This is a genomic window from Thiomicrorhabdus marina (assembly GCF_017571465.1).
In the GTDB taxonomy this organism is placed as follows: Bacteria; Pseudomonadota; Gammaproteobacteria; order Thiomicrospirales; family Thiomicrospiraceae; genus Thiomicrorhabdus; species Thiomicrorhabdus marina.
In genome coordinates this window covers 1-22,863 of record NZ_JAGETV010000011.1, presented here as the reverse complement: position 1 = coordinate 22,863, position 22,863 = coordinate 1, and the positions used below count along the sequence as shown (strand labels likewise).

At 44.7% G+C, this 22,863-nt stretch carries 21 protein-coding genes, 1 tRNA gene and 2 pseudogenes; 21 read left to right on the top strand and 3 right to left on the bottom strand.

The annotated features are described in order from the left end of the window. The first annotated feature begins 22 nt into the window (after positions 1-22). The 20 genes from tpiA (at position 23) to J3998_RS07400 (ending at position 19,348) form a co-directional block, all read left to right on the top strand. Complete coding sequence (gene tpiA / locus J3998_RS07495; protein ID WP_208149430.1) at positions 23-781, top strand: triose-phosphate isomerase; 759 nt, start codon at positions 23-25, stop codon at positions 779-781. Continuing rightward, positions 781-1,101, top strand: a complete 321-nt coding sequence (gene secG / locus J3998_RS07490) for a preprotein translocase subunit SecG (protein WP_208149429.1) — start codon at positions 781-783, stop codon at positions 1,099-1,101. The genes tpiA and secG overlap by 1 nt, the downstream gene beginning before the upstream one ends. An 11-nt stretch (positions 1,102-1,112) precedes the next feature. Continuing rightward, a tRNA-Leu gene (locus J3998_RS07485) sits at positions 1,113-1,197 on the top strand. Between the two features lie 70 nt (positions 1,198-1,267). Continuing rightward, complete coding sequence (locus J3998_RS07480; protein WP_208149427.1) at positions 1,268-1,624, top strand: NADH-quinone oxidoreductase subunit A; 357 nt, start codon at positions 1,268-1,270, stop codon at positions 1,622-1,624. Further along, a complete protein-coding gene (locus J3998_RS07475; RefSeq protein WP_173272909.1) occupies positions 1,615-2,091 on the top strand; it encodes a NuoB/complex I 20 kDa subunit family protein in 477 nt (158 codons plus the stop codon). Before J3998_RS07480 ends, J3998_RS07475 begins: the two co-directional genes overlap by 10 nt. Before the next feature lie 17 nt (positions 2,092-2,108). Continuing rightward, positions 2,109-2,786 carry an NADH-quinone oxidoreductase subunit C gene (locus J3998_RS07470; RefSeq protein ID WP_208149425.1) on the top strand — a complete coding sequence of 226 codons (678 nt, stop codon included), beginning with the start codon at positions 2,109-2,111 and terminating at the stop codon, positions 2,784-2,786. 9 nt (positions 2,787-2,795) lie between these two features. Further along, positions 2,796-4,049, top strand: a complete 1,254-nt coding sequence (locus J3998_RS07465) for an NADH-quinone oxidoreductase subunit D (protein WP_208149422.1) — start codon at positions 2,796-2,798, stop codon at positions 4,047-4,049. Then, complete coding sequence (gene nuoE / locus J3998_RS07460; protein ID WP_208149421.1) at positions 4,046-4,537, top strand: NADH-quinone oxidoreductase subunit NuoE; 492 nt, start codon at positions 4,046-4,048, stop codon at positions 4,535-4,537. The genes J3998_RS07465 and nuoE overlap by 4 nt, the downstream gene beginning before the upstream one ends. A gap of 4 nt (positions 4,538-4,541) precedes the next feature. Further along, complete coding sequence (nuoF, locus tag J3998_RS07455; RefSeq protein WP_208149419.1) at positions 4,542-5,822, top strand: NADH-quinone oxidoreductase subunit NuoF; 1,281 nt, start codon at positions 4,542-4,544, stop codon at positions 5,820-5,822. 54 nt (positions 5,823-5,876) lie between these two features. Then, positions 5,877-7,979 (top strand): NADH-quinone oxidoreductase subunit NuoG, encoded by a 2,103-nt coding sequence (gene nuoG, locus J3998_RS07450; protein ID WP_208149417.1) that lies wholly within the window; start codon positions 5,877-5,879, stop codon positions 7,977-7,979. Then, positions 7,979-9,040: an NADH-quinone oxidoreductase subunit NuoH gene (gene nuoH / locus J3998_RS07445; protein ID WP_208149414.1), complete on the top strand. Its 1,062-nt coding sequence runs from the start codon at positions 7,979-7,981 to the stop codon at positions 9,038-9,040. The genes nuoG and nuoH overlap by 1 nt, the downstream gene beginning before the upstream one ends. Before the next feature lie 11 nt (positions 9,041-9,051). Then, a complete protein-coding gene (nuoI, locus tag J3998_RS07440) occupies positions 9,052-9,543 on the top strand; it encodes an NADH-quinone oxidoreductase subunit NuoI (RefSeq protein ID WP_208149412.1) in 492 nt (163 codons plus the stop codon). Between the two features lie 23 nt (positions 9,544-9,566). Next, entirely contained in the window at positions 9,567-10,211 is a 645-nt protein-coding gene (locus J3998_RS07435) for an NADH-quinone oxidoreductase subunit J (RefSeq protein ID WP_208149410.1), read from the top strand. Then, positions 10,208-10,513 (top strand): NADH-quinone oxidoreductase subunit NuoK, encoded by a 306-nt coding sequence (nuoK, locus tag J3998_RS07430; protein ID WP_130537096.1) that lies wholly within the window; start codon positions 10,208-10,210, stop codon positions 10,511-10,513. The genes J3998_RS07435 and nuoK overlap by 4 nt, the downstream gene beginning before the upstream one ends. Before the next feature lie 6 nt (positions 10,514-10,519). Beyond that, complete coding sequence (gene nuoL, locus J3998_RS07425) at positions 10,520-12,493, top strand: NADH-quinone oxidoreductase subunit L (protein ID WP_208149408.1); 1,974 nt, start codon at positions 10,520-10,522, stop codon at positions 12,491-12,493. A 32-nt stretch (positions 12,494-12,525) separates the two neighbouring features. Further along, positions 12,526-14,040, top strand: a complete 1,515-nt coding sequence (locus J3998_RS07420; protein ID WP_208149406.1) for an NADH-quinone oxidoreductase subunit M — start codon at positions 12,526-12,528, stop codon at positions 14,038-14,040. A gap of 20 nt (positions 14,041-14,060) precedes the next feature. Next, complete coding sequence (gene nuoN, locus J3998_RS07415) at positions 14,061-15,497, top strand: NADH-quinone oxidoreductase subunit NuoN (RefSeq protein ID WP_208149404.1); 1,437 nt, start codon at positions 14,061-14,063, stop codon at positions 15,495-15,497. Positions 15,498-15,605: 108 nt separating this feature from the next. Beyond that, on the top strand, positions 15,606-15,923 hold the full coding sequence (locus J3998_RS07410) for a DUF2818 family protein (protein WP_208149402.1): 318 nt from the start codon (positions 15,606-15,608) through the stop codon (positions 15,921-15,923). 91 nt (positions 15,924-16,014) lie between these two features. Beyond that, positions 16,015-18,858, top strand: a complete 2,844-nt coding sequence (locus tag J3998_RS07405) for a UvrD-helicase domain-containing protein (RefSeq protein ID WP_208149400.1) — start codon at positions 16,015-16,017, stop codon at positions 18,856-18,858. 64 nt (positions 18,859-18,922) lie between these two features. Beyond that, positions 18,923-19,348, top strand: a complete 426-nt coding sequence (locus tag J3998_RS07400; protein WP_208149398.1) for a DUF2726 domain-containing protein — start codon at positions 18,923-18,925, stop codon at positions 19,346-19,348. Between the two features lie 279 nt (positions 19,349-19,627). Here J3998_RS07400 and istB read toward each other — a convergent pair whose 3' ends face one another. The 3 genes and pseudogenes from istB to J3998_RS07385 all read right to left on the bottom strand — a co-directional run. Next, positions 19,628-20,368 carry an IS21-like element helper ATPase IstB gene (gene istB, locus J3998_RS07395; protein WP_208149396.1) on the bottom strand — a complete coding sequence of 247 codons (741 nt, stop codon included), beginning with the start codon at positions 20,366-20,368 and terminating at the stop codon, positions 19,628-19,630. Positions 20,369-20,382: 14 nt separating this feature from the next. Beyond that, complete coding sequence (gene istA / locus J3998_RS07390) at positions 20,383-21,921, bottom strand: IS21 family transposase (RefSeq protein WP_208149394.1); 1,539 nt, start codon at positions 21,919-21,921, stop codon at positions 20,383-20,385. A 243-nt stretch (positions 21,922-22,164) separates the two neighbouring features. Then, a pseudogene (locus J3998_RS07385) lies at positions 22,165-22,296 on the bottom strand (helix-turn-helix domain-containing protein); the annotation flags it as partial. Positions 22,297-22,381: 85 nt separating this feature from the next. Here J3998_RS07385 and J3998_RS07380 point away from each other — a divergent pair. Beyond that, positions 22,382-22,863: pseudogene (locus J3998_RS07380) on the top strand (transposase); the annotation flags it as partial.

Here is a 22,863-nt window from a genome sequence, read left to right as displayed (position 1 = left end):
CTTTTGTGTTGGAGATTAGTAGATGAGAAAGCCATTTGTTGCAGGCAACTGGAAAATGCACGGTTCAAAGGCCTCAATCGAGAGTCTAGTTAAAGGACTTAACGAACAAGCAAACCAAGTACAAAACGTTGATATTGCGGTGTGCCCACCAGCAATTTACATCGATTTTGTTCAGGCAAACTTGTCTGCTGACAATATTGCCGTCGGCGCACAGAATGTTGCGGAAGAGCCTGTGCAAGGTGCTTTTACCGGTGAAACATCTGTTGAAATGGCGAAAGACCTAAATTGTGCTTATATCATTCTTGGTCACTCGGAACGTCGAGCAATTTACGGTGAAACCGATGCGCAAATCGCAGAAAAAACCAAAGTTGTTCTAGAAGCAGGTCTAACGCCGATTCTATGTGTGGGTGAAACACTGGATGAACGCGAGTCAGGCGTAATGGAAAAAGTCATTGCAGATCAGCTTGATGCAGTTATTAAGGTGGTTGGTATCGATGCATTTGAGAAAATTGTTATCGCATACGAGCCGGTTTGGGCAATTGGTACTGGAAAAACAGCTTCTCCAGAACAAGCTCAAGAAGTTCATGCTTTTATTCGTGATAAACTGGCGCGTTTAAACCGTTCTATCGCGGAAAAAGTAATTATTCAATATGGTGGAAGTGTTAAACCGGATAACGCAGCAGAGCTATTTGCACAAGCAGATATCGATGGTGGTTTGATTGGTGGTGCTTCCCTAAACGCCGATGATTTCATGGCGATCTGTAAAGCAGCGAGTGCATAATGTTCAGCATCATTCTGACAATTCATATTATTATCGCCTTCTTATTAATCGTGTTGGTGCTTATGCAACACGGTAAAGGGGCGGATGCAGGGGCTAACTTTGGTGGTAGCTCTTCGCAAACATTATTTGGTAGTGGCGGTTCGGCAACGTTCCTGTCGCGTATGACCGCAATTATGGCAACACTTTTCTTTATTACCTCTTTGACTTTGGCTTATATCGCAAGCCAGCAGGCGAAAGGGTATCAGAGTGTTGTTAAAGAAGCACCTGCGCAAACTTCACAAGAGTCTAAGCAGGATGATTCGCCAGTCGTACCAGACTAAAAAGTGATTCAGCCGATGTGGTGAAATTGGTAGACACGCCATCTTGAGGGGGTGGTGACGCAAGTCGTGGCGGTTCGAGTCCGCCCATCGGCACCATAATTAAATCAACTGCCGCACTTGTTGCGGCAGTCACGTGTATAAAAGACTAGATAGGGGTTGCAAACTAATGCTAGAAAACTATCTTCCTGTCCTGGTGTTCATCACCTTGGGGATTTTATTTGGCGTAGGGCCAATTTTAGTAGGTTACTTACTTGGGCCACAAAAGCCTGATCCAGAGAAAAACTCACCATATGAGTGTGGTTTTGAAGCATTTGAAGATGCGCGAATGAAGTTCGATGTACGTTTCTATCTGGTTGCGATCCTATTTATTATTTTCGATCTGGAAATCGCTTTCCTGTTCCCTTGGGCGATTGTTCTGGAAGAAGTGGGAACCTTTGGTTTACTTGCGATGGCCGCATTCTTATCTCTACTGGTCATCGGCTTTATCTATGAGTGGAAAAAAGGAGCGCTGGAATGGGAGTAGAAGGCGTTTTAAGAGAAGGTGTCGTTACCACCTCAGCCGACAAATTAATCAACTGGGCACGTACCGGCTCACTATGGCCAATGACATTTGGTCTAGCGTGTTGTGCGGTAGAAATGATGCACGCCGGTGCATCACGTTATGATCTTGACCGTTTCGGGATTATCTTCCGTCCGTCGCCACGTCAATCCGATGTCATGGTTGTCGCGGGAACCTTGGTTAATAAAATGGCTCCGGCACTGCGTAAGGTTTATGACCAGATGGCTGAGCCGCGTTGGGTTATCTCAATGGGGTCATGTGCCAACGGTGGTGGCTACTATCACTACTCTTATTCGGTAGTGCGTGGTTGTGACCGAATCGTTCCGGTTGATGTGTATGTGCCTGGTTGTCCTCCAACTGCGGAAGCGCTTCTGTACGGTATTATCCAGCTGCAGAATAAGATCAAGCGTACCAATACCATCGCTCGCTAGGATTAAGTGGACCAAATATGAAACAGTCAGTTCTTGATTTACAAACTCGTGTTAACGAAGTACTTGGCGATATCCTAGTTAGTTCTGATATTGCTTTGGACGAGTTGACCATTGAACTTCCGGCGGATGAAGCATTTGCCGGATTGCAAAAATGCCGTGATGAGCTGGGCTTTGAACAGCTTATCGATCTATGCGGTGTCGACTATCTGGATTACGGAAAAGCAAACTGGGAAACCATGGGTGCTGCCAACAGTGGTTTTAGTCGTGGTGTTTTCGATTTTGCCGAGGACGAAAGTGAAGAAGGGCATCTAGAGATGGAACGCCGTTTTGCGGTGGTCTATCACCTGCTTTCAATTCAAAACAATGTTCGTCTGCGCGTTAAGGTTTACCCAGTTAATACGCAAATGCCGGTTGTCGACAGTGTTATCGACGTCTGGAGTGTGGCTAACTGGTTCGAGCGTGAAGCGTTCGATTTACTTGGTATTTTGTTCCAAGGGCATCCTGATTTGCGCCGTATCCTTACCGATTACGGTTTTGTCGGTCACCCGCTGCGTAAAGATTTCCCGTTAACCGGGCATGTTGAAATGCGTTATGACGCTGATAAAGGCCGTGTTGTCTACGAGCCGGTTTCAATTGAAAACCGCGTGAACGTACCACGTGTTATTCGTCATACATCACCTGCAAAGGCTCAATAGGAAACGACTATGCCTGAAATTCGTAACTATACCCTGAACTTCGGTCCTCAACACCCGTCTGCGCACGGAGTTTTGCGTTTGGTTCTTGAGCTAGATGGTGAAACCGTCGTTCGTTCTGACCCGCATATCGGTCTACTTCACCGTGGTACTGAAAAGTTGGCTGAGTTCAAACCTTACAATCAATCTATCGGTTACATGGATCGCCTTGACTATGTATCGATGATGTCTAACGAACACGCTTATGTGATGTCGATTGAAAAGATGCTTGGCGTTGAAGTGCCGGAGCGTGCGCAATACATCCGCGTTATGTTCGACGAAATTACGCGTGTTCTAAACCACTTGATGTGGCTAGGTGCGCACGCACTGGATATCGGTGCGATGACCGTATTCCTTTATGCCTTCCGTGAACGTGAAGACCTAATGGACTGCTATGAAGCGGTGTCCGGTGCACGTATGCACGCCACCTACTACCGTCCAGGCGGTGTGTACCGTGATCTTCCGGATACGATGTCTAAATACCAAGAGTCTGATTGGCATTCTGGTAAAAAACTAGACAAGCTAAATGAAACTCGTGAAGGTTCTTTGCTTGAATTCATCGAAGCGTTTACTGAGCGTTTTCCTGGTTATATCGACGAGTATGAAACATTACTGACTGATAACCGTATCTGGAAACAGCGTACTGTTGATATCGGGATCGTTTCTCCTGAGCGTGCATTGCAATTAGGTTTTACCGGTCCGATGCTACGTGGTTCTGGTATCGCATGGGATTTGCGTAAGAAGCAGCCTTATGAAGTTTACGACAAGATGGACTTCGATATTCCGGTTGGTAAAACCGGTGACTGCTATGACCGTTACCTTGTGCGTATTGCTGAAATGCGTGAGTCGAACAAAATCATCAAACAGTGCGTTAAGTGGCTGAAAGAAAACGACGGACCGGTAATGAGCTCTGATAATAAAGTTGCTCCACCGTCACGTGAAGACGCTAAGTCGAATATGGAAGCGTTGATTCACCACTTCAAACTGTTTACCGAAGGTTACAGTATTCCGGCTTCTGAAGCTTATGCAGCGGTAGAACACCCGAAAGGTGAGTTCGGTATCTATATGGTATCTGACGGTGCTAACAAGCCATACCGAATGAAAGTCCGTGCACCGGGCTTCCCTCACCTTGCGTCACTGGATGAAATGGTTAAAGGGCATATGATTGCTGATGTGGTATCGATTATCGGTACCCAAGACATTGTATTTGGAGAAATCGACCGATGAGCACCAAAACAAATATTATTCAAGGTGATATCAAAAAGCGTATTGATACTTGGATTGCCAACTATCCGGAAGATCAACGTCAGTCGGCAACGATGCCGGCGCTACGCATCGTGCAAGAAGCCAACGGTGGTAGCTTGACCAATGATCTTATGGATGAGATTGCCGAGTATCTAGGTGTTCCACCTATCGCGGTTTATGAAGTAGCGACTTTCTATGGTAACTACAACCATAAGCCGACCGGTCGTCACTCAATCAACTGGTGTAACTCGATCTCTTGCTACCTGCGTGGCGGTGAAGAGTTGCGTGCACGCCTAGAAGAAAAACTTGGCGTTAAACCGGGTGAAGTAACGGCTGACGGCAAATTCTCAATCAAAAAAGTTGAGTGTTTAGGCGCTTGCGGTGGTGCACCGATGTGTCAGATTGGTAAGGATTACCATGAAAATCTGACCGAAGAAAAATTATTCAAAATCTTAGACGAATTGGAGTAATACGATGGTTTATCAAAATGAAAACTGTTTTCGTCTAAATGACCAAGAACGTTCCTATGACATCGATGTCTATATGGCGAACGGTGGTTATGAGATTTGGAAAAAAGTTTTGGCAGGTGAATTAGAGCCGGCTGAAATTATCGAACAAGTTAAAGCATCTAATATTCGTGGTCGTGGTGGGGCTGGTTTCCCAACCGGTCTGAAATGGAGCTTTATGAATCGTGAAGCACCGGGTCAAAAATACATTGTATGTAACTCGGATGAAGGTGAACCAGGGACTTTTAAAGACCGCGATATTCATCGCTATAACCCTCATGCTCTAGTAGAAGGCATGATGATTGCCGGTTATGTTATCGGTGCGTCTGAAGGTTATAACTACATTCGTGGTGAGTTCTGGGAACCATACCAAATTTTCAAAAACGCGATTGAACAAGCGCGTGAAGCCGGCCTGCTAGGTAAAAATATCCTAGATTCAGGTTGGGATTTTGATTTGCATGTGCACTTAGGTGCGGGTGCTTATATTTGTGGTGAAGAAACGGCACTGCTGGAATCGATTGAAGGTAAGAAGGGACAACCTCGCTTCAAACCGCCTTTCCCGGCAAGCTACGGTTTATACGGTAAACCGACCACCATTAACAATACTGAAACCCTAGCGTCGATTCCAATGATCTTGGCAAAAGGCGGTAAGTGGTTTAATGACCTCGGCGTGAAAAACGCTGGTGGTACTAAGCTGTATTCAGTTTCTGGGCATGTAAACAGTCCAGGTAACTTTGAAGTACGTATGGGAACCCCTTTCAAAGACCTACTGGAATTAGCCGGTGGTGTTTGGCAAGGGCGCAAGCTTAAATGCGTTATCCCAGGTGGTGCTTCAACGGCAATCATTCCGGCGGAAAAAGCGCTGGAAATGAACATGGACTACGATTCGATTGCGAATGCAGGCTCTTTCTTAGGTGCCGGTTCAATGATCGTAATGGATGAGACTACCGATATTGTTAAGGTTTGTCGCAACCTATCTCATTTCTACTGGGATGAGTCATGTGGTCAATGTACGCCATGCCGTGAAGGTACAGGTTGGTTAATGCGTGTTTTAGACCGCATTATCGATGGTAAGGGACGTCCAGAAGACATTGCAGCCCTTAAAGATGTTTCAGGCAAAATCATGGGTAATGTTATCTGTGGTCTAGGTGATGCGGCGACAATCGCATTGACTTCGGCAATTGATCATTACGAGCATGAATTTATGCATTACGTTGAACACGGTTGCAGCATTTTCGATCGCAAATAAGCGATAAACGTTGTTTTGGGTTTCCCAACCAATTCAAATTTTAGGTTAAAAACTATGGTAAAAGTTGAAATAAACGGACAAGTTATTGAGGCTCATGAAGGTGACATGCTGATTGATGTTGCTGATGGCGCTCAAATTCCGATTCCCCGTTTTTGTTACCACAAAAAACTTTCGATTGCGGCAAACTGCCGCATGTGTCTGGTTGATGTAGAAGGTGCTTGGAAGCCGCTTCCAGCCTGTGCTACACCGGTTACAGACGGTATGGTCGTGCGTACCAATTCACCGAAAGCGATTGCATCACAAAAATCAGTTATGGAATTCCTACTGATTAACCACCCGTTGGATTGTCCGATTTGTGACCAAGGTGGTGAGTGTGAGCTTCAAGACGTAGCGATGGATTACGGTGAAGATGTTTCTCGTTACACCGAAGCAAAACGTGTTGTTGGTGATAAAAACGCTGGTCCATTAATTAGTACGGATATGACGCGTTGTATTCACTGTACTCGTTGTGTTCGTTTCGGTCAGGAAGTGGCCGGCATGATGGAACTGGGTGCAACCGGTCGTTCTGAATGGATGGAAATTGGTACTTACGTTGAGAAGTCAATCGATTCTGAAATGTCAGGAAACATGATTGATCTTTGCCCGGTAGGTGCGCTAACGTCTAAGCCGTTCCGTTACACCACTCGTACTTGGGAGCTTAAAGCTCATCAAGGTATCGCAGCACATGATTCAATCGGTTCGCATATTCAAGTACACAGCAAGAACGACAAAGTGATGCGTGTTGTGCCTCATGAAAACGAAGACATCAATGAAGTATGGCTTTCTGACCGCGACCGTTTCTCTTATGAGTCAATTAATGCGGAAGATCGTTTGACGAAGCCAATGATTAAAGTCAATGGTGAGTGGAAAGCGACTGACTGGGAAACTGCTCTGCAAGTAGCGATTGAAGGTCTACAGAAAGCTGTCGGTAATGACATCGGCGTTATGGCTTCTGCTAATTCAACCACTGAAGAGCTACACCTACTGCAAAAAATTGCACGTGGTATCGGTTCCGAAAACATCGATTTCCGTACCCGTCAGGTCGATTTCTCTGCTGATGCGAAAGGCTTTCATACTCCGGGTCTAGCAACGGCGATTGCAGATGTTGAAAAACAAGATGCTGTGGTTATGGTCGGTTCTTACCTACGTAAAGAGCTACCGATTCTAAATCTACGTCTGCGTAAGGCTACGCTGAAAGGTGCAAAAGTTATTGCAGTGAATCCGCAAGCATTCAAGTTCAATTACGATCTTGAGCAAATTGCAGATGATAACGGCATGGTTGCTAACCTAGCTGGACTAGCAAAAGCGGCGGCGGATGCAAAAGGTGATAATGATGCACTTCTAGCAAACGTCACAGCGACTGATACAGATAAAGTAAATGCCGAAGCGCTTATCAATGCGAAAAACAGTATTGTTATGCTTGGTCAAATTGCACAGTCACATGCTGACTACGCACTGCTGACTAAGCTAGCCGCAAGCCTTGCGAAGAACACGGATTCTGAGCTAAGTATCCTACCTATCCAAGCAAACGAAGTCGGCGCTAACCTAGTTAACTTCTTGCCTGCGAACGGTAAGAACGCTGCGCAAATGGCACAAGGCATGGATGCGTTCTTGCTAATGGGGCTAGAAGCAGCAGACTTTACCGACGCGACGCAAGCTGGACAAGCATTCAAAAATGCCGGTTTTGTCGTTAATCTAACGGCGTTTGACAGTGAAGAAGCTCGTCAGTACAGCGACGTTATGCTTCCGATTGCGCTATTTGCGGAAACAGCCGGTACTTTCGTAAACATCAATGGTAATAAGCAGTCTTTCAAAATGTCTGTTAAGCCGCAAGGTGATGCGAAAGCCGCTTGGAAGGTGCTACGAGTAATGGGCAATATGTTCAACCTTGCCGGTTTCGATTACACGCACACTAACGAAGTATTGCGTGAAGTACTGGATAACCGTAGCACGACTCTTGCGCTTGCGCATTTGGATGCTGAAATGGTTAGCGCCAATAACGACTCGAAAGTGGTTATGGTCGCACCTTATCAGATGGATGCAATGGTTCGCCGTGCGCCATCGCTTCAGAAAACACCGGATGCTAATGTGGCAACCATGGTTGGAGGTCAAGATTAATGTTTGATGCAATCCAAGCTTTTTTATCTGGCTTCTTATATGACTGGCTTGCCATTACCATTACTTTGGTGCTACAAGCGGTGGCAGTTATTCTGCCAATTATGCTAGTGGTCGCATGGCTGACTTATGCAGAACGTAAAGTTATCGGCTTTATGCAAGTGCGTATGGGGCCGAACCGAGTCGGTCCTTTAGGTCTTTTACAGCCAATTGCAGATGCGTTGAAGCTGATGACTAAAGAGGTCATTTTCCCTGCACAATCAAATAAATACCTGTTTATTATCGCACCGGTTCTAGCGATTGCGCCGGCGGTTGCTGCTTATGCAGTTATCCCGTTTAGCGATGGTATGGTGGTGACGGACATTAATGCCGGTGTACTTTATGTACTAGCGGTATCGTCTATCCTAGTGTACGGCACGATTGTCGCGGGTTGGGCTTCTAACTCGAAATACGCTTTCCTAGGTGCATTACGTGGTTCGGCGCAAAAAATCTCTTATGAGATCGCAATGGGCTTCGCGCTGGTAACGGTTCTTATGATTGCCGGTACCATGAACTTAACGGAAATCGTTAACGGTCAGCAGGGCGGTATCCTGAACTGGTACCTACTTCCATTGTTACCGATGTTCTTTGTGTACTTTATTTCCGGTCTAGCAGAAACCAACCGTACGCCTTTCGATGTGATCGAAGGTGAAGCGGAAATCGTTGCCGGTTTCCACGTTGATTATTCGGGGATGACCTTCGGTGTCTTCATGCTGGCTGAATACGCGATGATGATTTTGATCTCGTTTATGACGTCAATCATGTTCCTTGGTGGTTGGTTATCGCCGTTTGAAGGGATTCCGGGTCTTGAAGCGTTGTTCTCATGGGTTCCGCAACTGGCTTGGCTATCGATTAAAGTAGCATTCCTACTGTTTGTATTCTTATGGCTTCGTGCGACTTTCCCTCGTTACCGTTATGACCAATTGATGCGTCTTGGTTGGAAAGTGCTAATTCCATTAACCATTGTTTGGGTATTTGTTGTTGGTGCAATGAAATACTTCGACTTTGGTCCATGGTTTAACTAATAGAGGGTGACATGGGTAAGTTTCTAAAACATCAAATTAAGACTTGGGGTCTTACTGAGTTATTCAAGGGGTTATCAGTTACCGGTAAATACTTCTTCAAGAAGAAGATTACGGTGCGTTACCCGGAAGAGAAAACTCCAATCTCGCCTCGTTTCCGTGGTCACCACGCGCTACGTCGTTATGAAAATGGTGAAGAGCGTTGTATCGCATGTAAATTGTGTGAAGCGGTCTGTCCGGCAAACGCAATTACCATCGAATCGGAAGAAAGAGATGACGGTACCCGTCGTACCACGCAGTACGACATCGACATGTTCAAATGTATCTACTGCGGTTTCTGTGAAGAAGCGTGTCCGGTGGATGCAATCGTAGAAACTCGTGTGTTCGAATACGAGTTCCATGAACGTGGTCCACACATTCGCACTAAAGAAGACCTTCTGGCCTTTGGTGACAAGCATGAAGAGCAGATCGCTGCTGACCGTGCTGCGGATGCTAAGTATCGTTAATTGTTAATCCGAAGAGAACTGCTATGAGTTTTGAACAATTTATTTTCTATGTGCTAGCAGCGATTGCCATTATCTCCGGATTGATGATGATCACTGTTAAAAACCCTGTCAAAGCGGCGCTTTGGTTGGTGTTAGCCTTTATCTCAACCGCCGGTCTTTGGATTATGGCGCAAGCCGAGTTCCTTGGTTTGGTTCTGATCCTTGTCTATGTCGGTGCGGTAATGGTGCTATTCCTATTCGTGGTAATGATGCTAGACATCAATATGTCGATTTTGAAAGAGGGTTTCACCCGTTATCTACCAATCGGTGCTTTAGCTGCAGTGGCGATTTTCGCTCTGATTTACATGGTCGTTGGCCCAGATCATTTCGGTCTAGATAAAGTAGCGGCGCCGGATATGAAGCCTGCCGGTTACAGCAACACCACTGAAATCGCGATTCCGCTTTATACCGAACACGCTTATGCATTCATCCTAGCGGCAGTGCTACTACTGGTTGGTATTGTTGCAGCGATTGCACTAACACTTCGTCGTCGTCCGACGGGTGCAGTGCTGTATCAAGATATTGACAAACAGAACAAGACTCTGGCGAAAGATCGCTTTGAGATGGTGAAAATGGATGCGGTAGTTGAAAAAGCTGTCGTAGAAAACGAAGAGGAAGATAAAAAATGATTGCGCTTTCTGACTATCTTTTATTCGGCGCAGTGCTGTTTATGATCAGCATGGCCGGTATCTTCCTAAACCGTAAAAACGTGATCGTTCTATTGATGTCAATCGAACTATTACTGCTTGCGGTAAATACCAACTTGGTTGCGTTCTCTCACTATCTAAATGATGTGACAGGGCAAATCTTCGTATTCTTTATTTTGACCGTTGCTGCGGCTGAAGCGGCAATCGGTTTGGCGATTATCGTCTTGGTGTTCCGTAATCGTAAGAGCATCAACGTTGATGATCTTGGTTCATTGAAGGGGTAATGCTGAATGTTACATGAGATTTTAACAGTCATTCTGCTTGCACCTTTAGTGGGTGCAATGATTGCCGGTCTGTTCGGTCGTCAAGTAGGTCGTGCCGGTGCACACTACTCGACTATTGCAGGTGTGGCGATTTCTGCGGCGCTGTCTTTCTACGTTTTCTGGTTGTATGTTTTCCAAGGTGCGGAAGAATACAACGCCTCACTATATACATGGATGGTGGTTGACAACGTTGCTTTCCAGATTGGTTTTATGATCGACAAACTGTCGGCAACCATGATGTTGGTGGTAACGTTTGTATCCTTAATGGTTCACATCTACACCATCGGCTATATGGACCATGACGAAGATTACGATCACCATGATCCGTACTACCAACGTTTCTTCTCGTATATCTCTTTGTTCACCTTCTCAATGCTTTCATTGGTTATGGCGAACAACTTCCTACAACTGTTCTTCGGTTGGGAAGCGGTAGGTTTGGTTTCTTACCTACTGATCGGTTTCTACATGAAACGTGAGTCAGCAATCCAAGCAAACCTAAAAGCGTTCTTGGTTAACCGTGTCGGTGACTTCGGTTTCATCCTGGGTATCGCAGTGGTTTATGTGTATTTCAATACCATGGACTACAACGAGTTCTTTGGTCAGTTAGCAACACAAAAAGACGTAATGATTGAAATCATCCCGGGTGTGGAATGGTCAATGATTACCGTTATGTTGATTCTGTTATTTATCGGTGCGATGGGTAAATCAGCACAGATGCCGTTACACGTATGGCTACCAGAGTCGATGGAAGGCCCGACACCTATCTCGGCACTTATCCACGCGGCAACCATGGTTACGGCAGGTATCTTTATGGTGGCGCGTCTGTCGCCGGCTTATGAGCTATCTGAAGTTGCATTGTCTGTCGTATTAATCGTTGGCGCTTTAACAGCATTCATGATGGGGCTATTGGGTCTAATCCAGCAAGATATCAAACGCGTAGTTGCTTATTCAACGCTTTCACAGCTGGGTTATATGACCGCGGCATTGGGTGCGTCTGCCTACGCTGGTGCGATGTTCCACGTACTGACACACGCATTCTTTAAGGCACTGTTGTTCCTTGCCGCCGGTTCGGTAATCATTGCCATGCATCATATTCAAGACATCCGTCAAATGGGTGGTTTGAAGAAATACATGCCGGTTACCTATTGGGCGATGTTGATTGGTTCACTGGCGTTGATCGGTTTTCCAGGTTTCTCAGGTTTCTTCTCGAAAGATTCGATTCTACTGAGTTTGGGGTACTCAGACCGCTTCGGTGCTGACTTCGCTTACATCTTGTTGATGGCGGGTGTCTTTATCACTGCGTTCTACAGCTTCCGTATGTTCTTTATCGTCTTCCACGGTGAAGAGTCTGAATACGTGAAAACACATAAGATTAAAGAGTCGCCACTGGTTGTTACTGTGCCGCTAATCCTATTGGCTATCCCATCGGTATTTATGGGGATTCCAATGTTCGAGGCGATGTTGAACGGTCAATACTTCGCGGATGCGATTGTTATCAAGCCTGAAAACGACACCATGATGATGGTTTACACCGAGTACTTCCAAGGTACCTTTAATCTGATTTGGACTTCATTTGCTAGCTTGCCGGTTATCCTCGCGCTATCGGGTGTCGCTTTAGCTTGGTTTATGTATATCAAACAGCCGAATTTACCTGCGAAGTTAAAACAGATGTGTCCTCGTGGTTACTATATGCTGGATAACGCTTACGGTTTTGACCGTCTAAATGAAATCGTTTTTGTAAACGGTACGCGTAAGCTAGGTCACTTCTTCACCAAATGGGTTGATATCAAACTGATTGATACCGGTATGGTTACCAATACCTTTATGGCGGTTGCGCATTCGGCTCGTGGATTGCGCCGCACGCAAACCGGTTATATGTACCACTATGCATTTGTCATGATCTTCGGCCTACTAGGCATGTTGATCTGGGTACTGTGGTAATTGAAGAATAATAAGAAAAGGGACTATAGTTCATGCTAGAAAGCTATCCTATTTTAAGCACGCTAATCTGGTTGCCGATTATCGGTGGTCTATTAGTGTTGTTTGCCGGCCGTAATAACGATACGGTCGCTAAATGGCTGTCGCTGATTGTAGCGGGCCTGACATTTATTCTGTCAATTCCACTGTGGGCGAATTTTAACTACGACACGGCTGACATGCAGTTCGTTGAACAGCTTGCATGGATTCCGATGTTCAACGTCCAGTATTACCTTGGCGTTGATGGTCTATCGATGCCGTTGGTATTGCTGACCACTTTCACGCAAGTGCTGGTTATCGCTTCCGCTTGGGACGTTATCAAAGAACGTGTTGAACAGTACATGGGTGCCTTCCTGATTATGGGCGGGATTATGGTCGGTGTTTTCACTGCACTAGACTCAATCCTGTTCTACATCTTCTGGGAAGCGCTACTGATTCCGATGTTTATCGTTATCGGTAAATGGGGTGGGCCTCGTCGTGTTTACGCGACCATGAAGTTCTTCCTATATACCTTCTTCGGTTCGGTATTCATGCTGGTTTCATTCCTATATATGTATTGGCAGATTGGCAGCTTCTCGATTTTGGATTTCCAAACCATGCCACTAGGTATGACCGCGCAGATCCTAATCTTCCTAGCGTTCCTGATTGCGTTCGCGGTTAAGATTCCAATGTTCCCGGTACACACTTGGCTACCGGATGCGCACGTTGAAGCACCGACAGCCGGTTCTGTTGTGCTAGCGGCAATCATGCTGAAAATGGGTGGTTACGGTTTCGTTCGTTTCTCGCTACCGATCACGCCTGATGCGTCGATGACTTTGGATTGGTTGGTTATCGGACTGTCGCTAATCGCTATCGTGTATATCGGTATCGTGGCGCTGGTTCAGTCGGATATGAAAAAACTGGTTGCCTACTCGTCAATCTCGCACATGGGTTTCGTCACCCTAGGTATGTTCCTGGTGTATGACATCATGCAAGCGCACGGCACCATGGAAGGCGCGGCAATAGGTATGGAAGGTGCGATGGTACAAATGGTATCGCACGGTTTCATCTCGGGTGCGATGTTCTTGGCTATCGGTGTTTTATACGACCGTATGCACACCCGTGACATCTCTGCTTACGGTGGCGTGGTTAATAAGATGCCATGGTTCGTTATGTTCGCAGTACTGTTTGCAATGGCTAACTCAGGTCTACCGGGTACTTCTGGTTTCGTCGGTGAGTTCATGGTTATCATCGCTTCGTTCAAAGCGAACGTCTGGTACGGTATCCTCGCTGCGCTAACCCTAATCATCGGTGCGGCTTATACGCTATGGATGGTGAAACGCGTGTTCTTCGGTGCAGTAACTAACGAAAACGTTGAAAAACTCGAAGATCTTAACAAGCGCGAGTTCGCGATTATGGCTACGCTTGCAATCGCGGTGATTGCGCTGGGTGTGTTCCCATCGCCGTTGATGGAAGTAATGCATACTTCTGTTGAAAACTTACTGGTGCAAGCCACCACGTCAAAACTTTAAATGGTAGGTGATAGATAAGTATGAATTTTGTAATTCCATCCTTTGCGCCTGCAATTCCAGAAATTGTCCTGCTGGTCATGGCATCGTTGATTCTGGTTGCAGACACTTTTTGGTCTAAACGTTTTCAGAACGCTACCTACTATGCGATTCAAGCAACGTTGCTGGTTGTCGGTTACTTACTGCTAACTAGCTTCACTGCGGAAACGGTTTACACTTTTAACGACAGCTTTGTGCGCGACAGCTTTGCTGACGTGATGAAACTGTTCACCATAGCGGTTTCGCTAGGGGTATTCATGTTTGCGCGTGAATACCTAGCGCAGCACAAGTTCGTGAGCGGTGAATTCTTCGTTCTAGGTCTGTTCGGTGTCTTAGGTATGTTCGTGTTGATTTCCGCGAACAACTTCATCACTCTATTCCTCGGTCTAGAGATTATGTCACTAGCTATCTACGCCATGGTTGCGCTACGTAAGTATGACGGCATGGCGGTTGAAGCGGCGATGAAGTACTTTGTACTAGGCGCTTTAGCAACCGGTATGATGCTGTACGGTATTTCAATGGTTTACGGTGCGACAGGAAGCATTACCTTCACCGAAATCAAAGAGATTATCGCCTCAGGTCAGGCTGACGGAATCGTTCTAGCATTTGGTGTGGTATTTATTGTTATCGGTTTGGCATTCAAACTGGGTGCGGTGCCGTTTCACATGTGGATGCCGGATGTTTATCACGGTGCGCCAACCGCAGTAACTTTGTATATCGGTACGGCTCCTAAGTTAGCTGGTTTCGCGATGCTTTACCGTCTGCTTTACGAAGCCATGCCGGGTCTAGTTACTGATTGGCAGCAACTGATTATCATGATTTCGATTCTATCGATGGTCGTTGGTGCTATCGTCGCGATTGCGCAAGATAACTTGAAGCGTATGCTTGCTTACTCTGGTATTGGTCACATCGGTTTCCTACTACTAGGTGTTATTGCTGCAACGGATAACGGTTTCTCTGCGGCGATGTTCTATATCATCGTTTACGCAATTACAGGTGTTGCTGGTTTCGGTATTATCGTGGCGCTATCGCGTACCGGTTTTGAATTTGACCGTATTGCCGATTTCAAAGGGCTTAACCAGAAGAATCCATGGCTTGCACTGATGATGCTTATCATCATGTTCTCGATGGCGGGTATTCCACCATTTGTTGGCTTCTGGGCGAAAATCCTAGTGATCGAAGAAGTGGTTGCGGCCGGCTTTACATGGATTGCGATTATCGCGGTAATCACTGCGGTTATCTCGGCGTTCTACTACTTACGTGTGGTAAAAGCGATGTACTTCGATCAGTCGGAAATCAAAGGTCCGGTCGAAATCATCAGCCCATCATTGCATTGGGGCTTGAGCTTCGTGGCAATTCTGCTGTTAGCGCTAGGTCTATTGCCTACGCAGCTAATTGATCTTTGCTACTTAAGCATTTAGTCAGATTTAATGGTGCTAAGGGTAAACTTAGCACCTTAAAACTGTGTATTATAGAAGCCCGCTCAGTCGGGCTTTTTATTGTATTGATACCAAGAAAAGAGAGAAATTATGGATTCGAGTCAAGCTGTCTGGTTACTGTTGGTTACCGCTGTAGTTCTAGCCAATTTACCATTCATTATGAGCAACCGTCTATTCTTGGTCATTAAGGTTGCACACAAATCTATCGTAGTGAACTTTATCGAGTGGCTGACCTATTTCGGTGTTACCGCTATTTTCGCTTACCTATTGGAAAAGAAAACCATGGGTCATGTTGCTTCCCAAGAATGGGAGTTCTATGTGACCGTATTCTTTATGTTTATGATTTTCGCCTTCCCAGGTTTTATCTATCGTTATAACCTAACGAACTTCCTGAAAAAGAACGCTTAACCGCCTTTCTTTTAAGCGACAAAAGCAGTGCTTTGCGCTGCTTTTTTATTTGTACTCTTTAACCTTTCAACTGCTTTCTTGAGATGCTTCCGTGCCTGACGACCAACATTCTGTAGTTTATTCCGAGCAAAAGTTGTGTCATCGTCAGCGCTGTTTGCAATTGCATCCAGACTATCTGCTTATTGACGATGGTAATAATCGCCAACAGTTAGATTACTTGGCGATTCAGCGTGTCTATCGCAGCATCGGTTTGGTAATGGATGAGTTGGTGGTAACCACCGAGCAGGGCAGTTTTCGCTTAATGCATCTGGCAAGCCCAAAAAGCCGAGAATTTGTCGCACATCTGAATTATCAAATTCGCCAGAGCATTAAGCAAAAACTAAAAATGACGAACTTGCCGAATAATGCCGAATTTTCAGGTTTACAGGCTTTTTCCGGTCAGCAGTATCTTAGCCAGGGCCTGGTGCAGAATTTTTTAGCTCAACTGGATAAACACAGCGGCGCATTACTGGCGCATCCGTATTTCGTTAAATTGGGTAAAGAAGACTTCTCAAGCAACGAGCAATCACTATGGCAACAGGTGCAGTTGTGGCAGCAGTTAATTCATGCCGATAACCAAACGATTATCGACTATAACCATGCTTATACGCAGCAGGAAATCGAGCGTTATCAAGAACTGTTTTCTCAGGTCGAAAGTTATCCATTAACCGAAGAACAGCAGCGAGCGGTGGTCTGTGAAGAAGATAGACAACTTTTGATTGCCTCGGCCGGTTCCGGTAAATCCTCAACCTTGGTTGCGAAGGTCGCTTATCTTTTAAAGAAAGGTTTAGCACAACCACATCAGATTTGCGTTCTCGCTTATAACGAAGAAGCGGCGCGTTCCATCAGCGAGCGTATCGCGAAGATGCAAAACAAGTTGCAGTTATTCTGCGATGGTCAACAGTTGCAAGGGCAGTGCTATAGCGCGACTTTCCATGCCCTAGGCTTGGCGGTGTTACGGGCGCAAGGTCAGAATGTTGCGCTATCCAGTCTTGCTAGCGCCAATCGTAATGAGATGATGGCTTATCTGCAATCTAAAGTTGAAAGCTTACTGCAAGAAGAAGACTTTGCGCATAGCTGGTATGACTATTTGGCCTTAGCTAAAAAGCCACGCCCAAATTTGTTCGCCTTTAAAACTCAAAAGGCGTACTACGATTACCTAAGTCAGATGGGCGCCAGTTATGCGGCCAGTAAAGAGGGCAAGAAACGTCCGATTTTTACTGCACTCAACGGCACCAAAGTCAGTTCAATGGAAACCTTGATGATTGCCAATTGGTTGGTTTCACAAGGGGTTGAATTCCGTTATCTACAGCCATTGTCCGGTTCCAAGAATCGTAATGCCCTAGCGGATTTCTATTTCCCGCGAGCGGATTTATATCATTTCCACTTTGCCTTAAATGCCGAGAAAAAATGGCCGATTTTTTTATCTGATTATGGCAGTTTTATCGATAAGAAACGTAAAGCAGCACAACGTTTTAAAGCCGATTACATTGAGACAACGAGCGCGCAGTTTGATGACGGTACGATTCTGCAAACTTTAAAGCAGCAACTGCATGACGAAGGCGTTGAATTTAATCCGCTGAGTAATAATGAACTGGCGCAGTTAGTGAATAAACAGTATCAGCCGGAAGATGATTTGCCGATTTTTGAGGCTTTCCTGCGCCATTTCAAAGCCAATGGCGGAGATACCTCGGCTTTCGATCAAGAGCTAGCGCAAACCGAAGTAAATGACCCGATTCGCACTACGCTGTTTCTGGAAATCTTTAAGCCGCTTTATCAGGCCTATCAGGACGATTTACAGAGTGTTGGACAGATTGATTTCAATGACCAAATCAACTTGGCTTGTGAACAACTGGAAAACCGCCAATTTGTGCATCCGTTTACATATATCCTGGTGGATGAATTTCAGGATATTTCACAAGACCGTAAGCGACTGTTGCAAGCGTTATTAAACCAGAATTCACAATGCAAGCTGATGGCAGTCGGGGATGACTGGCAATCCATCTACCGTTTTTCTGGTGCCGATATCGATATCATGACGCACTTCAGTAATCACTTTGATTATGCCGCGACCAATTATCTGACTCAGACTTTCCGCTGTTATCAAGGGATTGCCGATGTCGCGGCGCAATTTGTGCAGCAAAATCCTGAACAGTTGCGCAAAGAGGTTAAGGCACATGCTGACATCAATGTCGATCAGGTTCGGATTGAGGCTTACGAGAGTGAAAGTGATCAACTGGACTGGGTACAAAAGCTGTTATGGCGCTTAAACAGCACTGCCGAAAAGCGCGGCATTCAATTGAGTGTCTATCTACTGGCGCGTTATCATCGTCAGCGTCCGGATAATCTTCTCAATTATCAGGCACGTTATTCGTCGTTGCAGATTCAGTTTAAAACCATTCACGCTTCTAAAGGTCTAGAAGCCGACTATGTGATTCTGATGGGGTTGGAATCAGGGTCTTACGGTTTTCCGAGTGAACGTTCCGATGATCCGATTCTGCATTTGGTCATCCCTCAGCCGGAAGCCTTTAGCCATGCCGAAGAACGCCGTCTTTTGTATGTTGCCTTGACTCGTGCCAAGCGAGGTGTGTTTGTGTTGTCAAACGCGGTTGACCGTTCCGAATTCGTGACTCAGCTCGGTAATATCGAGCGCGTGCAGATGAGCGATAAGTTAGTAGAGGTCGAGCTCTGCCCGAAATGTCATAGTGGCAAAATGCAGGAACGCCGTGGGCCTTATAGTATTTTCTTGGGATGTTCGAATTATCCGGCCTGCGACCATTCGGAAAAGAAAATTTGCCCCAAATGCGAAACCGGTTATATGGCGGCGCGCGAATCCGAACATGGTCGTTTCTATGGCTGTTCTACTTACCCAAAATGCGATTATATTGATCAATAATAGCGACGGATATGCATTTTCTGTTATTTTGAAGTTGTGAATAGCGTCAATAAAGGGTAGGCGTATGGCAACTTCTGGATATCGACAAAAGAAGAAATTTTTTAAACCGATTGAATTAACGTTTTACCGCGATTTACAAGTCTTGGCAGGAGAACAGTTACAAGTATTAGCTAAAATTCCGCTACGACAAATTATCGAACCGAATGTTAATCAATGGGAACGTAACTCTGGATGGGATCATCTTTATCAACAGATTCAAGACAAAGATGTTGATTTTGTGATTTTTGATTTAGATTGGAATGTCATCTGTCTTATCAATGTAATCGATAGCGAAACCGGTGAACAGGTTGACGCAGTGACTCATGATGCGGCCTATACAGCCAAGCTACCTCTACTGAATATTTTTTCATATCAGCAATTTTCGATTGAAGAACTGGCGCAAAAAATTGCCGAGCAAGTTCAACAAGTTGCCGAAACATCGTTTACTTAAGGAAGCGCAGAATAAGTCCCCATTGATTTCAGCGAGGTGTTTGAAGCAGTCACTTCTAGGCAGGTTTCGCAAAGCATAGCCATTGCTATGGTTAACAAGCCTAACAACTGCATATTCTTGTATCAAATAACCACTAATTATCGACGCAAATTCCCCTCTCATTGGCGCTAACAATCCAGTTATTGCTGTTACTTGTTCTCCACTGGTTGCCATTTCAAATTCCCCACTTAAGGCCATAAAAAAGCCACTCAGTTGAAAGTGGCTTTAAAGAAGTAAAACTTATTTTTTTCTTAACTTTCGCATTGACTCTCCTTTGAATTCAATGCGATATGAACCTCCTGTTATCCTATCTAAAATTGCGTCAGCAGCAGTTGGATTACCAGAAGATAAATAGTCGTGCCATTTGCTCACAGGTAACTGGCTGGTGACGATTGTCGATTTAGTTGTTGATCGGCTATCAATAATTTCTAGCAAATCTCCTCGTCCTTGGGCATTAATTGGTGAAACACCGAGATCATCAAGAATCAGTAAATCGACCTTGGTTAACTTTGCCAATTTTGAATGGAAAGTTCCGTCCACATGAGCTAATTTGAATTCCTCAAGTAAAATTGGAAGTCTCTGAAAGCTAACTTTCAATCCTTCTCGACAAGCTTTTTCACCAAGAGCACAAGCAATCCATGTCTTCCCTGTGCCAGCGGGTCCTGTCAGAACAAGATCAATTCCATGCTTTAACCATTCAAGATCTTTTAATCCTTCCATCATTGGGCGATCAAGGCCACGACTAGGTTGGTAATCAATATCCTCGACACATGCAGAAGCAAATTTAAGCTTTGCAGATCTAATGAGATTTGCATAACGCCGGTTTTCTCGCTCTGTCATTTCCTGATCGACCAACATGCCAAGTCGTTCATCAAAAGACATGTGAGCATAGCGTGCTGTTTCCATTTGAGTGCGATAGCCATTGGCCATGCCTGTAAACTTAAGTTCTTCTAATTTATTTATAGTTTGATTATTAAGCATTTTTCAAGACCTTATCAATGATAGTAGTTAGCTCCGCGAACATTTGAATGTTCAAAATCGGCATCGAATGTACTGGATTCATTCTGAGGAGAGCTGAAATCAATGTTATGCTTTAAAACTGATTCAACGGCATCTATGCTGTTGCCTCCCGCCTGGACAACGATTTGGCACGAATTTTCTAGGCGCTCTTCACTGAATGTTTCTGCAAGGGCTTTCATTCTTTGGCCATTTCGATAGTTAAAACTGTGATTTTTGGGGTTTATAAAAACTCTTTTGACAAACACCACGGTGTACTCACCAATAGACTCTGCCCAGGGAAGAATATCGTCTAATGCAAACAAAAACTTTTGATGTTCTTTAGGCATATGCTCTTTGAGAGTGCTGGGGACACCATGCTGATAACTTCTAGGATGTGATGCGACTCTTTTGCCTTGATGTAATATTTCTACTGTATTGGCAGAGTAGATGACTTCGACTCTTCTCCGAACTAATGGATGTGGAACACTGTAATAATGTCCGTCTACCTCAATATGATAGCTTTGATCAACTATCGCTTTTTTGAATTTACGGTAAACGTATGCAGTTGATGGTAATGGGGTCAATGCAGGTTTATCCAATCGTTCAAAAGCATCTATGCGATTGCCAGGTAATTTTTTAAAAGGCCTAGAATTGACATCTTTTAAGAGATCGGCAATTTTCTTGTTTAATTGTTCGAGGCTTGTAAAAACTAGCTTTCTAATTCTGAATAATATCCAGCGCTCGATGATTAAAACCCCACCTTCAGCCTTAGATTTGTCTTTTGGTTGGTATGCTCTAGCTGGAAAAATGCTGGTTCCGTAATGAAAAGCCATATCAGCATAATCAGCTTGAACTACTGGCGCTTTTCTACTGGCTTTACTTACTCCAGCTTTCAAATTGTCGCAAACAACCATCATTGGTACTCCACCAAAATGCTCAAACATTCGAACGTGAGAACTTATCCAGTCTTCACGCTTTTGGCTCCATGCGGCTTCAGCATAAATGTAATTGGACGCACCCAGAACACCTACAAATATTTGAGCTTGTCTAGTTTCAACACCTGACAATCGAACAGGAATTGTGGGGCCTGCATAATCCACAAAAACTTTTTCACCTGCTAAATGAATCATTCTTAAAGAGCGCGGAAGTCGTTTTTTAAATTCTCGAAGATGAGTACAAAAGCGACTATAACTCAATCCATTAGGGTGTTGGGCTAAATACTCTTTGTGAAGCGCCTCTCTCGTAGCGCCTTTAGTTTTAAGTTCCTCAAATACATCTGCCATATTGGGCATTGGCCGATATGTAGTCATATTTTTTTGTATAGAAGGAAAAAGAATGTCTTCAATTATCGACAAGTCTTCTTTATCAACTTGTGACCAAACTAGACCAGAACCACGGAATCTTTCAACAATTCTTGACACGGCTTTTCTTGAAACATTTTTGGCTAAAGAAATTTTTCTAAAGCTAAATTGACTATCAAAGTACAAGCGCAAAATATCTTGGGCTTGCCTGATGTCGAGTTTTAAATTTGACATGAGCAGTCTCCTGATGTGAACACCAAAAATTAAAAATACTCATGGGGAGACAATAATCTTTGATTATTGACAGGTGGTATCAAACACCAGATAATGAAGATTGAGACATTATCATTTATTACTAGTAGTGACCTAATGGTTATGGGGTTCCAGCCCCATACCATTTCCCCAACGCTAACTTCATAATCCCACGTTATTTAATTCATCTTATCCTCCCAACATTTCATTCTGTGCTTTGAATTGCTAAGCACTTTTGTTTTCTTTAGTTGATTCTTTCAAGCCAAGCTTAACTGCAATTTCATGAGATTTGCCGTATAAACATTTATCGAAACCATTCAGAGCTCGATATACAGCATTTCTTGTGTAGCCGTTTTCTTTTGCCCACTTGACCTTTCCCCCAAATTTAAAACCATGACATTGATGAGATTTCCAATTAAATTATCCGAATGGAGATCTCAAAATGAAAAAACGTTTTACCGAAGAACAGATTATTCGAGCCATCAAGCAGCATGAAGCTGGTGCAAAAGTTGATGCTATTTGCCGTGAGATGGGAGTCTCGAGCGGCACCTTCTACAACTGGCGCAGCAAATATGCAGGATTGGAAGTCAACGAAGCCAAGCGCCTAAAAGAACTGGAATCTGAGAATGCTAAGCTCAAACGCCTAAAAGAACTGGAATCTGAGAATGCTAAGCTCAAACGCCTTCTTGCTGAGAAGTTACTTGAGGTCGAAGCAATGAAGGATGTTGTCTCAAAAAAGTGGTAAAGCCTGCTGACAGAAAGCCGATTGCTCGTTACTTGATACAAACCTATCAACTCAGTGAACGCACTGCCTGTCGACTTTCAGGCATTAGCCGAACAGCGTATCGATATGTTGAACGTGCAAAATCCGATGAACCGATTCGTAAACGCCTGAGAGAACTGGCATCTCAGTATCCTCGTTAC